Source organism: Gracilibacillus sp. JCM 18860, from assembly GCF_055395245.1.
The window spans coordinates 4,015,591-4,030,675 of record NZ_AP043868.1 but is presented as its reverse complement, the minus strand read 5'-3'; the positions used below and the strand labels follow the sequence as shown (position 1 = coordinate 4,030,675).

General features: G+C 37.1%; 14 protein-coding genes. All 14 read right to left on the bottom strand.

Annotated elements, in window-relative coordinates; genetic code table 11:
* Positions 1 to 6: 6 nt before the first annotated feature.
* The 14 genes from ACZ5R4_RS19680 to ACZ5R4_RS19615 all read right to left on the bottom strand — a co-directional run bounded on the left by ACZ5R4_RS19680 (position 7) and on the right by ACZ5R4_RS19615 (position 14,996).
* On the bottom strand, positions 7 to 891 hold the full coding sequence (locus tag ACZ5R4_RS19680; protein WP_054787240.1) for a carbohydrate ABC transporter permease: 885 nt from the start codon (positions 889 to 891) through the stop codon (positions 7 to 9).
* Complete coding sequence (locus tag ACZ5R4_RS19675; RefSeq protein WP_464367866.1) at positions 884 to 1,765, bottom strand: carbohydrate ABC transporter permease; 882 nt, start codon at positions 1,763 to 1,765, stop codon at positions 884 to 886. The genes ACZ5R4_RS19680 and ACZ5R4_RS19675 overlap by 8 nt, the downstream gene beginning before the upstream one ends.
* 78 nt (positions 1,766 to 1,843) lie before the next feature.
* Complete coding sequence (locus ACZ5R4_RS19670; RefSeq protein WP_109983661.1) at positions 1,844 to 3,124, bottom strand: ABC transporter substrate-binding protein; 1,281 nt, start codon at positions 3,122 to 3,124, stop codon at positions 1,844 to 1,846.
* A gap of 231 nt (positions 3,125 to 3,355) precedes the next feature.
* Positions 3,356 to 4,147 carry a mechanosensitive ion channel family protein gene (locus tag ACZ5R4_RS19665; protein WP_054787235.1) on the bottom strand — a complete coding sequence of 264 codons (792 nt, stop codon included), beginning with the start codon at positions 4,145 to 4,147 and terminating at the stop codon, positions 3,356 to 3,358.
* Between the two features lie 188 nt (positions 4,148 to 4,335).
* Positions 4,336 to 4,707: a hypothetical protein gene (locus tag ACZ5R4_RS19660; protein ID WP_054859793.1), complete on the bottom strand. Its 372-nt coding sequence runs from the start codon at positions 4,705 to 4,707 to the stop codon at positions 4,336 to 4,338.
* Between the two features lie 19 nt (positions 4,708 to 4,726).
* On the bottom strand, positions 4,727 to 5,242 hold the full coding sequence (locus ACZ5R4_RS19655; RefSeq protein ID WP_054859792.1) for an acyl-CoA thioesterase: 516 nt from the start codon (positions 5,240 to 5,242) through the stop codon (positions 4,727 to 4,729).
* Positions 5,243 to 5,407: 165 nt separating this feature from the next.
* The gene (locus tag ACZ5R4_RS19650; protein WP_109983663.1) at positions 5,408 to 6,286 is read right to left on the bottom strand and encodes a LysR family transcriptional regulator; all 879 of its coding nucleotides are present in this window, start codon (positions 6,284 to 6,286) and stop codon (positions 5,408 to 5,410) included.
* Positions 6,287 to 6,406: 120 nt separating this feature from the next.
* Positions 6,407 to 7,750: a GH1 family beta-glucosidase gene (locus ACZ5R4_RS19645; protein WP_464367865.1), complete on the bottom strand. Its 1,344-nt coding sequence runs from the start codon at positions 7,748 to 7,750 to the stop codon at positions 6,407 to 6,409.
* A gap of 384 nt (positions 7,751 to 8,134) precedes the next feature.
* On the bottom strand, positions 8,135 to 8,752 hold the full coding sequence (locus ACZ5R4_RS19640; RefSeq protein ID WP_464367864.1) for an SGNH/GDSL hydrolase family protein: 618 nt from the start codon (positions 8,750 to 8,752) through the stop codon (positions 8,135 to 8,137).
* A gap of 45 nt (positions 8,753 to 8,797) precedes the next feature.
* The gene (locus tag ACZ5R4_RS19635; protein ID WP_347834547.1) at positions 8,798 to 9,778 is read right to left on the bottom strand and encodes a glycoside hydrolase family 113; all 981 of its coding nucleotides are present in this window, start codon (positions 9,776 to 9,778) and stop codon (positions 8,798 to 8,800) included.
* A gap of 21 nt (positions 9,779 to 9,799) precedes the next feature.
* Positions 9,800 to 12,259 carry a beta-mannosidase gene (locus ACZ5R4_RS19630; protein WP_464367863.1) on the bottom strand — a complete coding sequence of 820 codons (2,460 nt, stop codon included), beginning with the start codon at positions 12,257 to 12,259 and terminating at the stop codon, positions 9,800 to 9,802.
* 86 nt (positions 12,260 to 12,345) lie between these two features.
* Positions 12,346 to 13,275: a glycoside hydrolase family 113 gene (locus ACZ5R4_RS19625; RefSeq protein ID WP_277678724.1), complete on the bottom strand. Its 930-nt coding sequence runs from the start codon at positions 13,273 to 13,275 to the stop codon at positions 12,346 to 12,348.
* 16 nt (positions 13,276 to 13,291) lie between these two features.
* Positions 13,292 to 14,122 (bottom strand): carbohydrate ABC transporter permease, encoded by an 831-nt coding sequence (locus ACZ5R4_RS19620; protein WP_277678725.1) that lies wholly within the window; start codon positions 14,120 to 14,122, stop codon positions 13,292 to 13,294.
* Position 14,123: 1 nt separating this feature from the next.
* The gene (locus tag ACZ5R4_RS19615; RefSeq protein ID WP_464367862.1) at positions 14,124 to 14,996 is read right to left on the bottom strand and encodes a carbohydrate ABC transporter permease; all 873 of its coding nucleotides are present in this window, start codon (positions 14,994 to 14,996) and stop codon (positions 14,124 to 14,126) included.
* Between the last annotated feature and the right edge of the window lie 89 nt (positions 14,997 to 15,085).

The following is a 15,085-nucleotide window of genomic DNA, read 5'->3' as shown; positions in this document are numbered from 1 at the left end:
CCCCTATTATCCTTTTAAAGACCCACCGATCTTAATACCTGATAAGATATACTTTTGTAAAAATAAGAACAAAAGGAGTGGTGGTATCAATGCAGTTAAAGAAGCAGCGAACAAGATTCCATAATCCGTTATACCGTCTCTTTCCCCCTGCAATGAGTATAGCCCTAATTGTAATGGGAATTTATCTGGGTCACTTAAATAAATCAAAGGACCGAGAAAATCATTCCAATGGAAATTAAAGGTCATAATCCCTATTGTTACCATAATAGGCAAGCAGAGTGGGGCAATAATTTTCCATAAAATCTGAAAGGAATTTGCCCCATCCATGTAAGCTGATTCATCTAGCTCCTTCGGTAAAGTCTTGATGAACTGTCGAATCAAAAATATATTAAACGGAACACCAAAGGCACTTGGTACAATTAAAGGCAAATAAGTATTCACCCACCCTAATTCAGAGAATAATAGGAATTGGGGAACGAGTGTAACTTGTTCAGGAATCATCATGGTAGCCAAAACGATTAAAAATAGTGGTCCATTTAATGGTGATTTAAATCTAGCAAAACCATAAGCAACAAAGAAAGAAGAGGCAAGAACAAAAATAATATTAAATGCGACAATGATCATACTGTTCCATGCATAGGAAACCATTGGAAAACTTGATAACATATTGATATAGTTCTGCCACATGAATGTCTCCGGAATCCATTGAATAGGAACAGTAAAAATTTCCCCATTAGGTTTTAAGGATCCTGATAATGTCCAAACAAGTGGGAGCATAAATACGATGGTACCACCAATTAAAAGAATGTACTTTATCATTAACAGAACTAGTCTGCTTTTATGCTGTTTGTTCGTGTCCCTCATCGGAACTGCGACTTGACCATTATTCATAATCGTAATACACCCACCTTTTGGATAAATATAAATTCAAGATGGTAATCATTAATATAATGACAAACATAATCCAAGCTAATGCAGATGCATAGCCCATTTGAAAATATTCAAATGCATTGTGATAGAGGTGAATCATCAAGGTATCGGTCCAAGCAGGATCGAGGCCTGGAATAATCATTGGCTCGATAAACATTTTTAGTGTTCCGATAATTTCCATTGTTGCAACAAACAATACAGCTGGACTAATCGCCGGAAATGTTATGGACCAGAACTTGCGGAATGGAGAAGCTCCATCCATTTCTGCAGCCTCATGTAATTCCTTTGGCACACTAGATAAGGCAGGTAAAAAGATCAGTAAGCTTCCTCCAACACCCCATAGCTTGACAAGCACAACGGTTGGCTTTGCCCAATTCGGATCACTTGACCAACCAGGTCCATCTATCCCGACTAAAGAGAGCATGGCATTAACTAAACCAACATTCTGCCCGTTAACCCCAGGTGCTAACATATAATTCCAAAGCAACAGAATCGCCACACCACCAAAAATGGCTGGTAAATAAAAAGCTGTTCGAAATATCATAATCCCGGGAATTGCTCGTAATAGAAGTAAAGAAATCATTAGCCCAAGAAAAACATGTAAGGGAACTCCTAAAATAGTGTAATAAATCGTATTCCACAATGAGCTCCAAAATCTGTCGTTTGAGACAAGCTCGATATAATTACTTATACCAATCCAAGTATGTGGTGATAAGATATCATATTCGGTGAAGCTTAAATAAAGTGATACGAGCATTGGACCTGCTGTAAAAACTAAAAAACCAAATATCCATGGCGAAACGTATAATAAGAACTGCTTTCGTTCATTTCTCACAGCCATTCCCCCTTCTAGCATGTCAAGATCAAACTTGGTTTAGGATCTTCCTTATCCTAAACCAAGTAGAACAATGGATTAATCCTTCAATTTTTGAAGAAGTGCTTCCACTTCGGATTTCACTCCTGGCATAACCTCTTCAATTGGCTGATCTAAATCAACCATTTTACTCATCCCTTCTTGAACGATTCGATTAATCTCTCCCCATTCTGACGTCACTTGAGGAGGATAAGCTCCTTCAAGGGAAGTGAGCATCATTTCAAAGTTTTCTGGTGCCTTACCACCTAAGTCTAAATATAGATCAGATTCGGCAATTTCTTTATTTGTTGGAGTATCACCATGCTCTTGTGCTAATATTTTTTGCGCCTCTTCCCCTGTCCAGAACTTGATTACCTCCCATGCTGCATCTTTCACCTTCGAGTCCTTCGCCATGTGAAATGCATTAGAAAAGATTGGGGTGGCATCTTGAGAACCGGCTGGGGCTGTCGTCATATCCCAATCGAACTCCTTAATATTTGCTTGGCTGCTTAATATGTGCCATGGTCCATCAATCATCATCGCTATTTTGCCACTCGTCCATAGGTCAATGCCTTCAGGAATCTGTGTGGAACTTGGTGCTATGTCTTTATCCCATGTAACTTCTTTCATGAATTCAATTGCTTTCCGTGATTCAGGGGAATCTAAATGAAAGGCATCTTTTTCCTCATTCAATACTCCTCCACCAAATGATTGTAACGTTTGCGATGTACTTGCCCACCAGCCTCCAATAGGATTCATACCGAAGATACCTTCTTCTGGATTTGCTATTTTCTCACCGGCCTTCACTACATCATCCCATGTCCAATTTTCATTTGGATATTCTAAATCATGTTGATCAAATAAGTCTTTATTATAGAGCATAATGACAGACCCTACGCGTAATGGTAAGCCATACACCTTTCCATCATGTGTATATGCATCAATTGCTACAGGATAAAATTGATCTAAATCCAAACCATCCTCTTCAATGTATGGTGTGAGATCCTCTAACACACCTCTTGAGGCAAATTGATAGGATTCCTCGGCAAATTGAATGACGTCATATGGTGTTTTCGCAGACATCATAACTGTTTGCTTCTGTGAGTATTCTTCACCATCTGGAAGGTTAACTAACTCTACCTCTATTTCTGGATGGACTTTTTTAAATTCCTCGTTTATTGCTTCCATCCTTTTTTTATCAAAATCCCCTCCCCAATAACTAAATGTTACCTTTGTAGTATCACTATCTGTTTCAGAAGAGGATGGATCAGCATTACCGTTACAACCAACCGCAATAAGCATGAGAAATATAAGCATGAACAACAAATAAAGACGTTTCATCGAAGCACCCCTTTTTGGATATAATTTCGCCAAGTCTTTTATAAACTTGTAGCAATTAAATGACTATACCTCCTCCCCTCAATTGATAACGCTTACATTATTTCATAGTTATTTAGCGGTTTTTACGCTTATATTGACTTTCTTTACTATTATTTTTACAAGTCCCACTTGCTAGCTGTTTAAAAACGGAAAAAGGACTGCCGTATGAATGGCAGTCCTCCGTGTCTATAGTTATTCATTTGTTACATGTACATCCATTTGTGGATATGGGATCGAGATGTTTTCTTGATCAAACCTTGTTTTTACTTGTTCCAAAATGTCGAAATGTACGTCCCAATAATCTTCTGCATTTACCCAAACCCTTACTGTATATTCCACCGCACTATCACCATGTGCAGATAGACGAATAAATGGTTCTGGATCCTGTAATATCGCTTGGTGACTATGTACCACGCTCTCTAATGTTTGAATAACATGCTTCGTATCTGCTTCATATCCAACTCCGAACTTAAAATCGACCCGACGCGTACTGTTTACTGAATAATTGACAATACCTGCGTTTGATAAATTACCATTTGGAATAAAGATCACTTTATTATCTGGTGTAATCAATTCTGTATATAAGATTTGAATCGCCTTTACTGTTCCATTATATCCTGCTCCCTCAATGTAATCACCTACTCGGAATGGGCGAACGGTAAGTAATAATACACCACCGGCCAAGTTAGCTAATGAGCCTTGGAACGCTAAACCAATTGCTAAACCTGCCGCACCAATCACTGCAACAAATGAAGCAGTCGGATATCCTAAGATATTAACGACAGATATAAGCAGTAAAATTTTTAAAATTGCACTAACTAATGATTGCAGAAATGGCTTTAAACTTTCATCTAATTTAGAGCGTTCTAATTGTTTTCCTACAATCCGAACAATGAATTTAATCACAATTAGTCCGACAATAAGTGTAATAAGTGCAAATAAAATAATCCTTCCATATTCAATGACTACGTTCATCCAATCCATTCTCTCCATCTCCTTTACTATTGGATTTCTTACCATTATTATATAGAATTCGGTTGATGTCCAATCTTTTTGGCTATTTTAACTCGAAAATTGTGAAAACATTGATACTTTTGACGAAATATAGCAATTCAATAAAAAATCCCCCACCCTTTTTAAGACAAAGGAATGAGGGATTTTGTCATTATTCATTATTTCACTACAAGTGGTCCTACCAAAAACTCTGGACTACTACCAATTGCTAGTCTACAAACATTTTCATAGCTAATCGCTTGATGTTTCTTTAATAACTGTTTGACAACAGAAAAACTTGGATCTTGCTTCAGCTTATTGATTTCATCCTGATAAATGGAAAGCACATAGCTTTCCTCTGGTTCAGGGGTAAAATCCTGACAATCTTCATCCAATAGAAAACAACCAAAATATTGTAGTCCGTATTGCAATTGTCTTGTTAATTTAATTGCATTGATAAGTTGTTGATATTGTACTGGATAATTTTTTTGTAAATCGTTAATGGATCCTTTAGCATCCTTCAATTCTTGAAAACTAGAAGTAACAATCATGATTTCTTCCTCCATTCTATTAGTCCCAAGGTTTATCAATTAAGAGCTTCGCCACTAATGCATTGTTTTGTTCTCTTTTTAGGTTTCTAATTTTTACACGTTCACTGCCTGTTTCATATAGGTATTTCTCTTCTTCTGTTTCTGGTATTACTTGTGGAACTTTCACTGGCTTTCTATTTTCATCTAATGCAACAAACGTTAAAAAGGCAGTTGCTGCAAAGCGCCTATTACCTGTTTCTAAATCCTCTGCAATGACTTTACAAAATATTTCCATTGAGCTTTTACCAGTATAAGTGACAAATGATTCAATACAAACTGAATCTGATTGAAAAATCGGTGCGATAAAATTCACTGAATCGGTTGAAGCAGTAACACATTCCTTAATGCGAGAATGCCTTCTTGCCGATAAAGTGGCACAGGCATCCATTTTTTTCATCAGAACTCCACCGAATAAGGAGTTATAATTATTTAAATCATTTATAAGAACTTGATCTGTTTGGACAACACGAGTATCTTTCATTTTCTTTGATTCCATTTTACTCATCCCCTATTTTTATCCTTCTATCCTCGCTCCATTTATGATTATAACGCCAACTATTTCGATAAGTACAATGCCGATCACTTATCATCTATATAACAAAATCGTATGGAAGCGAACACAAAAAAATCTGTTATTGAATCGAAGGATTCAATAACAGATTTATACGAGCTTATTTTTGGCAAAGCTGATGAATTTTTTATTTGTTTGCGAAAGGTAAGCATCTTTTTTCCAAACGAAGGCCAAATTCCATTCCATCAACGATTCTGTAATCGGAATGGTCTTCACATCACTTGTTAAATCATTACTTGTACTCTCTGGTAATAAGGTTATCCCAACTTTGGAGGCAACCATTTCTTCGATAAAATCGAGCTGTGAGGTTTCAGAAGTAATCCTCGGCTGAAAGCCTACTTGTTTACAAGCATTTAGTATAATATTTCTTAATTCAAAATCTTGGTTAAACATAATAAATGCCTCATCCTGCAACTCTGATAAGGTAATGTTATCTTTATTAGCTAGCGGGTGAGTAGAAGGAACTACTGCTCTTAATGATTCATTGACAAAGGTAAAGAAATCGAAGGACTGATGATGATCTGTCAGCACGACGACGCCACAATCTAATTCTCCATTAATAATTTTTTCTTCAATCATTTTCGATCCGTTTTCTTCAATTTCAAAAGTAATGGCGGGGTACTCTGTATGAAAAGCACCTATTAATTTTGAAAAAAAGAAGGAGTTCACGACGGTCGGAAGTCCGATGCGGATATGACCAGTATTTAAAGTATGAAGCTCTTCTAGGTCTCTCTCCAAATCCTCTATTTTTTGAGCTATTTCTTCTGCATGATGAAGTAAAACCTCCCCAGCATCCGTTAGTAAGAGTTTTTTCCGGGTACGGACGAAGAGGGAAGTATTTAGTTCGTCTTCTAAAGATTTAATAATTCGACTCAAGGCTGGTTGAGTTATGTAAAGATTATCGGCTGCCTGTGTAAAGCTTCTAGTCTTGGTTACCTCTAAAAAATACTGCAAATGTTTAATATCCATTCTTCATCCTCCTTCGTTTATTTTAAACGAAAGGAAACAGCTTGAAAAGGGGAAGAAAACAGGCTATCTACTGAATTCATCCCTAACATAGAAAAAAAGCCACCAAATGGTAGCTTTCCCTCACTTCTCAAACCAGTTATTTGCGATTGTTTGCTTATACCAGTAATAGCTGTCTTTTTTCGTTCGCTCTAATGTACGATAATTAACATGGACAATTCCGAATCTCATCGTATAGCCTTCAGCCCATTCAAAGTTATCCATTAAGGACCACGTAATATAACCTTTAACATTCACACCTGATGCAATCGCACGACTTAATGCCGTTAAATGCTGCTGTAAATAATGAATTCGCCCACTATCTCTCACTCGACCGTTCTCAGGCTCATCATTGTAGCAGGAGCCGTTTTCTGTAATATAAATAGGAATGTCACCATAGCTGTCTTTAATTCGCATTAACACGTTATAAAAGCCTTCAGGAAAAATCGGCCAACCAATATCTGTACGATCATAATTCATTTCAACCAATTCCCAGTCTAAAAGACCTTCATTTTCCTTATAACGAGCGATATGTCCTGTGTAATAATTGATCCCTAGGAAATCAACTGGCTGATGAATATCTTCCATATCACCATCTTGTATTTCTAGCTCCACTCCTTTTTTCTTAAACCAATCAAGCATGAACTTCGGATATGTTCCTTTGAACACAGGATCCATAAACCACTCAATATACCAGCCTATTTCTCGGTTACATGCATCAATATCCTCTTGGCGAGTACTATATGGCTCAAGCCAAGTCGTATTCGGTGCAAATCCAATCTGTCCTTCAATGCCGATCTCACGGAATTTTTTCACTGTACGTCCATGTGCGACAAGTAGATGATGAGATATTTGTGTAGCAAGCTGCAAATCTCTATTTCCTGGTGCATGTACTCCGATATAATTCGAAAGAAACGAAATACACCATGGTTCATTTAAAGTAAGCCAATGTTTGATTTTGCCATCGAATTCCTTAAACATCAGCTCTGCATAATTTACGAATGCATCAATGGTTTCTCGATTATTCCAACCACCATTGTCCTGTAATGCCTGTGGTAGATCCCAGTGATATAATGTACACATTGGTTCAATACCATTTTCCAACAATTTATCAACTAAACGATGGTAATAGTCCAGTCCTTTTTGATTCACTTCCCCTGTTCCATTTGGGAAAATTCGTGGCCAAGCTACTGAAAATCGGTAAACATCAATACCTAACTCTTTCATTAATTCCACATCTTCTTCATATCGATGATAACTATCACATGCTATGTCTCCATTGTCCCCATTTACTACTCTTCCAGGAGTCTTTGAAAATGTATCCCAAATCGAAATTCCACGTCCATCCTCATTTGTTGCACCTTCGATCTGATAGGATGCTGTCGCTGTTCCCCATTTCATACCTTTTGGAAATTGAATAATTGCCATAATGCTATTCCTCCCTATTTATATAATGAACAAATTGCTAAAACATATCTTGCATGCTTTGGCAAATGCTCAGAATCCAACCGATAATATTAGTAGACTCCCTCCACTGATTATTGAAGAGGCTTATCAGATGTTTAGTATCCGATTGCTCTCAAAATCTCTAAAGGAAACCGATTTCCTATATAAGAAGGGAAAGTGACGTTTTAACCAATGCATCTACTAGAATCTGTCTAGAAAACTACACTTTATAGCCACTAAGCCCTTAAACATTATTATTAAAATGACTTGAATAGGATACCGGTTTCATTATATCATATTCACCTTAAAAAAGGCATAACATTTTAAATCGCTTTCAAAAACTTTCTTCATCTAAAGAAATGGTTTCTAATTTTCTACCGCTTTCATCCACTGTTGAGCGACTAAAAGGTTACCTGCACTATTTAAATGCACCCCATCTGTTGTTAGTCTATAACCACTGTTTGTATGTAGATATTTCATAAAAGCTTGATGTGTAGGCACTAATATGGCATGATATTCTTCTGCTAATCTATTCACAATATCCACATATGGTTTTAGCATCTTATTCCCTTCGGATAATAGACTTTCTTCAATAATAGTTGGTTCCATTAAGATCAGTGATGCGTTTGTATGATTCTTTACTTGTTTTAATAGATGACGATAAATAGCTTCAAACCTGTCTGGATAAATCTGTTCTAATTCTGGATGATCGAGCTGACGCCAAACATCGTTAATTCCAATGGAGATGGATACAGTATCTGGATTCAGCTCCAATATATCCTGATCCCAACGACTCTTTAAATCATTGATTCGGTTTCCACCAACTCCCCGATTCACTATCTCTATCTTACTATCAGGCTTAGTTATTTTAAAATAATCATGGATCACACGAACATATCCCTTACCTATCCCCTCTGGATCTTCGTGCCTTCCCCACTCAGTAATACTATCCCCTATCAAAATGATTCTCCCACCTAGGTTCAATCAAAGCCCCTCCTTCATCAAGATAAGATTCCCACCAGTAATAAACTACTGATGGGTTGTTATATTGTGTTTACTATACCACTTTTTCACAATATTTTCTGCCTTTTTCCCATATATATCAAAATCGAGATCTTTTTTTGCCTCCTCCTTTGGGTAAAGCTTTGCTTTCCAATCCCACCAGAAGAAGCCTGCAAACCAAGGCTTATTCCAAAATACTTGAAAGACAGATTCATAGAAATTTGCCTGCTCCTCTTCGCTAAAGGGCAGATCCTTATGTTCAAAATCCCAAGGCATTGTAGCACAACCGAATGCACTTCGACAGCCTATTTCCATAAATAAAATTGGTTTATGAAAGGTTTGATGCAGCTTTTCTAATTTAATCGCTAGCTTTTGCCATTCCTGGACCATATTTCCTACAGAATCACCAGGCGTTTTCGCAACGGGGTAATAGGCACTCGTTCCGATGATATCTACTGCATCAAACCACTCCACGCCATCTTCCTTCCCGTGGTTGGCGTTATAAATAATGGGGCCATGATAAATTGCACGAACTTGTTCAATCAGCTGCCGCCAATAAGCTGTTTGTCCTTCTGTTTGAATCATCTCACAACCAATGCAGAACATCTCACATTCTAGCTCTGTTGCTAATTCGGCGTAGTGGATTAGAAAACTCTGATACGATCGGAACCATTTTTCCCATTTATCTGTCGCTTCCTCTGGAAATCCAATTCTTGCTCTCCAGATGCCATCACGACAATTGACTACTGGCTTCAGACAAACCTTCAATCCTAGTTTTTTGGCTTGCTCGACTGCAAATTGAATATCTCTGTCTGTCATCGTATGACTATAATCAAACTGAATATCCGTTGAACAGTACGTATCCTGTAATGCAAAGAAGGATAAAGCAATCCATTCACTACCTGTTTCTTTTAATTTTTGTAAAGAGTCGATAGCTTCCTTTGTCCTATAAGCGCCACGTGAGGTGTTCCAGCCATAGGTCATTCCCTTAACAAACAATTCTTTCATATTATTACCGCCATTCTACTACTAGTCTTGTGTGATATGGTAAATACTTCGAACTTTGAGACCTTTCGTGATCTGCTCAACTGTTGCAGGCGCTGACATTGAATGTTTATCAATGGTTACCGTTTTTGGCTCATTTGCGGATAAATCGAAATAATTGTCAGAAAGAGGGCCATCCTGCTCTAATAAAAGCTCGACATATTTGGTGTAAGCACTCGCATTTACTTCCATCACGAATTGTTCTTCATTTTCGGAAACCTTTACTTCAAGCTCTGGATTCAAAAACTCAAAATGCTTTGGCTTTGTAAAAATAACAGAAGCATCACTATAATAGGTATCATCTATATATAGAATGGCTTCCAGATAGCAATCTCGCTTTCGCTCCTCTGTCAATATTTCCGAAAAATCGAGTGATTGACACGATTTGGCTGTTAATGCGTCTATTCGTTCAGTCACACTTCCTTCTTGTAAAATCTGTGATTGATGATCACGAAGTCTCCAGCTAATACGGCAATGAATTGGCTGTAATTGATCATTCGTCACATAAATTTTTACATCCTCGCCGCCCTCTTCTAATGATAATAAAATCGGATCATAGAATTTTTTGGCGAAGTAATGGAGTGCCTTCCATCTTCCGTAATAATCCATACTAGACCATGAAGCAACTGGCCAGCAGTCATTTAACTGCCAATATAAAGATCCCATACATCGTCCTAGATTTCGGCGCCAATGCTCTACTCCATATTTAATGGCTTCTGCCTGTAACAGCTGGGAAGTATAAAGCAAAGCATCAAAATCTTTCGGATAAAGGAAATTTTCTGATAGATAAAATAAAATCTTCCCATTTGCCGCATCATTTTTTTGATGCTTTTCCATTACCCTTGAAAAAATATTACGATCTTCTGCCTCTGTAAATGCTTCCACTGTTTTTATTGAAGGGAATGATTGAAAACCAAATTCAGAGCAAAAACGGAAATGGTACTTGCGATACTCGGTAAATGGCTTCTCGCCATGCCAGACTTCCCAATAGTGTACATCTCCAACATCTGGATTCTTCGGATTGTCAAAGCCTCCACCAGATGATGGTGAAGAGGACCAATAAAAGGTTTGCGGGTCATGCTCTTTCACAATATCAGGTAAGATGATTTCAAATAGCTTAATATAATCTCTGCGCCAATCCGATCGTTTTGGCCAACCCCAAAATTCCATTGCTTCTTCAACCTCATTATTGCCACACCAAATTCCAAGAGAAGCATGATGACGAATTCGTTTTATTTGATCGATCGCTTCCTCGCGAATGTTTTGTTCAAATTCCTCTGTTAGTCGATAAACACTGCATGCATACATAAAATCCTGCCAAACAATCAGTCCATACTTGTCACATGAATCATAAAAATAATCTTCTGGATAGTGTCCCCCACCCCAAACACGTATCATATTAAAGTTCGCTGCAACGCTATCCTTTATTAGCTGTTCAGTTCTTTCTTTGGAGGTTCTTGGTAACAAATTATCCTCTGGTATGTAGTTTGCTCCCTTCATAAAAATTGGATAGCCGTTGACAACAAACTCAAAGGATTTACCCCATTGATCTTCTTCATGCCTTACGGTTATGGTTCTTAGACCAATGGAGTATTTTCTTCTATCTAATTGTTCACTTTGTTTTTTAAGAATGATTTCTACTTGATATAATGGCTGTTCTCCATATCCAGCAGGCCACCATAGCTGTGGATTTTCAAGCGTAAAAGAAAGTTTCTCTTTCCTTGTAAGATTGTGGACTACTTGCTCTGACTGATTACCATCTGGAGAAGTAATTTTAGCGATTAGGGACAGATCTGGATCGACTTTTTCTTGGATTTCAGTTACTACATCTACCTGCACATACTTTTCATGGTGCTCTTGTTCAATATATACATCCTCTATTCTGTTCTCATTCCACATAACCATTTCAACATCACGCCAAATTCCAAGGTCAGGAATCTTTGGTCCCCAGTCCCATCCGAACATACTATGTGCTTTTCTTAAGTGAGGATAGCCTTCTAGAGCATGGTCTACACCTACTAATGGATCTTCTTGCTGTTTCTTCTCAATATAATGAATAGGTGAATAGAGCATAACTTCTATTGTATTGCGTCCTTTTTTTAGAAAATGTTTCACCTCTAATCGATAAATTCGATGCATGTTTTCAGTGTGAAGGAGCTTATGACCATTTAAGAAAATGTCTGCAACAGTATCTATTCCATGAAAATAGAGAGAGATATTTTCATAGTTTAACAGGTCTTCCTTTATTTCAAAATCCTTTTCGAATACATAATCTTTTTTAGCTATTTCGATTGCTTGTTCCTCATTATCTCGATAAAAAGGATCATCAATTACTCCTTTATCTAACAATGTGTTCATCACCGATGCTGGTAAGTCGATCGAGTACGAGCTTTTCTCTTCTAATCCCTTCATTCTCCAATTCTGATTGAAATTAATCGTTTTCATGGTTCACCTCTACTTATACATTTTTTATAATATATAAAAGGAAGTCCTACCATCTAACAGACAGTGAGAACCCCATTCTAATATTCTTATATCGATTGATAGAATTCCTTGATTATTTTTTCTGCTGACTTCCCAAAAACTGCATAATCCGAGTCCTTGCTTGCTTCTGATTCTGGATAAAGAATAGCTTTCCAATCCCATAATCCAAAACCTCTTACCCAATCTCTTTTTCGTGTTTTTTCAAACATATCCTGATAAAATAATTTTTGTTCTTCTTCATTTATCGCCCCATCTAATGACCAGTCATTAGGAACTTTAGCCGAACCTTTTCTACTAGGACAGCCAGCCTCTGCAAAAAAGAACGGTTTATTATATGGTTTGATTATTTGTTCAATCCTGTCAAGCTGATGTTCCCAATCTCCTAATGGATAATAGCCACTGGAAGAAATAACATCAACGGCATCCCACCATTCTACGTTACCTTCTTGATATTTATCCGTATTATAGGTGATAAGACCTGAATACTCTCTTCGCACATCCTGAATTAATTGACGCCACTCCTCGTCTCTACGCTCTGTCTGTACCATTTCACAACCAACAATCAACATTTCTGCTTTTTTCCTTTCGGCAATCCTAGCATAATGTAATTGATAGTCTGTATAACTTCTAAACCATTCACTCCATTTCGGCTCACAAGGCACATCGATATCAAAGAAATTAATGTGCGCGCGCCAGATACCATCCGCTGGATTGACAGTCGGTTTGAGCATTACTTTTAAATCAAGTGTTCGAGCATAGTCAATCATCTCCTCTAATTCTTGATCAGTTACCATATGCTGTCCCCGGTAAATGACTTTTGTTGAAAAAGCGGTCTCTTGAGTAGCTGCTAGCGCGAAGATTACATAATTGCTAGCAGTGCGCTCCTTCATTAGCTTTAAAGATTGCCTTGCCTCTTCCTTGTTAAAATCGCCACGCTTTGCCCCCCAGCCAAACGTAAAGCCTTTTATATATTCCATTATTTTTCTCTCTCCTTTATTTAACAGAACCTGATGTTAAGCCATTATAGATGTACTTTTGCAAAGAAATAAATGCAATAAAGGTTGGGATAATAGCTAACATAATACCAGCACAAATAACTTCCCATTCCGAACCATATGGTCCTTTAAATTTAAACAAAGCTGTAGAGATCACATGCAGCTCTGACTTTGGCATATAAAGAAATGGGGTATAAAAATCGTTGTATACATTAATCCCCTTTACAATAATGACAGTCACGATTGCTGGTGTTAAAAGTGGTAAAATAATTTTCCGGTAAATCGTAAAGTAAGACGCTCCATCAAGCATTGCTGATTCATCTAACGAAACCGATATCGAATTCATAAATTGCAAGAAAATATAAATGGCAATGATATCTGTCCCAAGATACAACACAATTGCTGCCCACATTGTATTAAATAAGCCTAATCCATTTACAATTTGAAAGGTAGCTACTTGTGTCGTAACACCTGGTATTAAAGTGGCAAGTAAAAATGCGCCTAAAATTAGCTTACTTCCTTTAAATTTAAATCGATTCAGAACAAAGGCCACCATTGATCCAATTAAAGTTGTCCCAACGATTGAAACAAGTAGGATAATGACCGTGTTTTTGAACCCTGTCAGCATATTACCTTCTGTAAAAGCTCGTGTGAAATTATCAAAATTCGTCCAATCTTTTGGAGGTGTTAAGGGCCCAGTACTTGTATATTCCGTGCCTGTTTTAAATGCGGCAAATAATACAATTAATATTGGTAATATCGCTACAATTGCCCCAATAATTAAAGACCCATATTTAAAAACACTTCCTGCAACACTTTTCGCTTTCATCTTAATCCTCCTCCGAGAAGAATTTTCGTTGTACTGCGGTTACGATAACGACAATAAAGAGTAAAATAACCGCCATCGCTGAAGCTAATCCAATTTTTCCATACTTAAAGGCAGTGTCCACTGTTTGGATAACAAATGTTGCACTTCCATTTGAGCCACCAGTCATTATATAAGGAATTTCAAATGCACTTAATGCTCCACTAATTGCCAAAATTAAGTTTAAAGAAACGATTATCTTAATACTTGGTAAAATAATATACCGAAATTGGTGCCAACGGTTTGCCCCATCAATCTCAGCTGCTTCGTAGATTTCGTTCGGGATAGACGAGATCGCGCCAAGAAAAATAATGAAGTTGAATCCCATATATCTCCATACAGAAGTACCTGCTAAGGAAATATTAATAATATCTGGATTCCCGAGCCAGTGTGCTGTAAGATCTCCTAATCCGATAAATGTAAGCACCGTATCTAATCCTCCATCTGGTTGGAAGAATAATAGAAACATAAAGCCAATCGCAACACCATTTAATAGATATGGGAAAAAGATAACCCCTTTAAAGAAATTTTTCATTCGTACTTTAAAGCTCAAAATCGTTGCAAAATATAAGGCTAATCCCATTTGCGCAAAAGTAGCAACAAAATAGTATAAACTAACGGTAAATACTTGGAAGTATTCTGGATCCGTAAAAACGGTAATATAATTTTCTAGCCCAATAAAATTCTTCTCACTAAATCCATTCCAATCTGTAAAACTATACCAAAACATGTTGGCAACAGGTAAAAAAGAAAAAGTACCTAATAGGGTTAATGGTACAATGAGGAATGTTACAATAATGACCATGCGTTGTTTTTTATAATTTAATTTAGAGAACATAATAAATTGTCGCACCTCCTAGTAAAAACTAAAGGAAATTGGAAGCAATATTTCCTCATTTCATTTAATTTTCACTTTTATGTCTTTCT

Excerpts from the sequence above, each read along its gene's own strand:
- ACZ5R4_RS19630 (WP_464367863.1), bottom strand. The coding sequence starts at position 12,259 with ATGAAAACGATTAATTTCAATCAGAATTGGAGAATGAAGGGATTAGAA.
- ACZ5R4_RS19645 (WP_464367865.1), bottom strand. The coding sequence starts at position 7,750 with ATGGCAATTATTCAATTTCCAAAAGGTATGAAATGGGGAACAGCGACA.
- ACZ5R4_RS19655 (WP_054859792.1), bottom strand. The coding sequence starts at position 5,242 with ATGGAATCAAAGAAAATGAAAGATACTCGTGTTGTCCAAACAGATCAA.
- ACZ5R4_RS19635 (WP_347834547.1), bottom strand. The coding sequence starts at position 9,778 with ATGAAAGAATTGTTTGTTAAGGGAATGACCTATGGCTGGAACACCTCA.
- ACZ5R4_RS19625 (WP_277678724.1), bottom strand. The coding sequence starts at position 13,275 with ATGGAATATATAAAAGGCTTTACGTTTGGCTGGGGGGCAAAGCGTGGC.
- ACZ5R4_RS19665 (WP_054787235.1), bottom strand. The coding sequence starts at position 4,147 with ATGGATTGGATGAACGTAGTCATTGAATATGGAAGGATTATTTTATTT.
- ACZ5R4_RS19680 (WP_054787240.1), bottom strand. The coding sequence starts at position 891 with ATGAATAATGGTCAAGTCGCAGTTCCGATGAGGGACACGAACAAACAG.
- ACZ5R4_RS19620 (WP_277678725.1), bottom strand. The coding sequence starts at position 14,122 with ATGAAAGCGAAAAGTGTTGCAGGAAGTGTTTTTAAATATGGGTCTTTA.
- ACZ5R4_RS19670 (WP_109983661.1), bottom strand. The coding sequence starts at position 3,124 with ATGAAACGTCTTTATTTGTTGTTCATGCTTATATTTCTCATGCTTATT.
- ACZ5R4_RS19660 (WP_054859793.1), bottom strand. The coding sequence starts at position 4,707 with ATGATTGTTACTTCTAGTTTTCAAGAATTGAAGGATGCTAAAGGATCC.
- ACZ5R4_RS19650 (WP_109983663.1), bottom strand. The coding sequence starts at position 6,286 with ATGGATATTAAACATTTGCAGTATTTTTTAGAGGTAACCAAGACTAGA.
- ACZ5R4_RS19615 (WP_464367862.1), bottom strand. The coding sequence starts at position 14,996 with ATGTTCTCTAAATTAAATTATAAAAAACAACGCATGGTCATTATTGTA.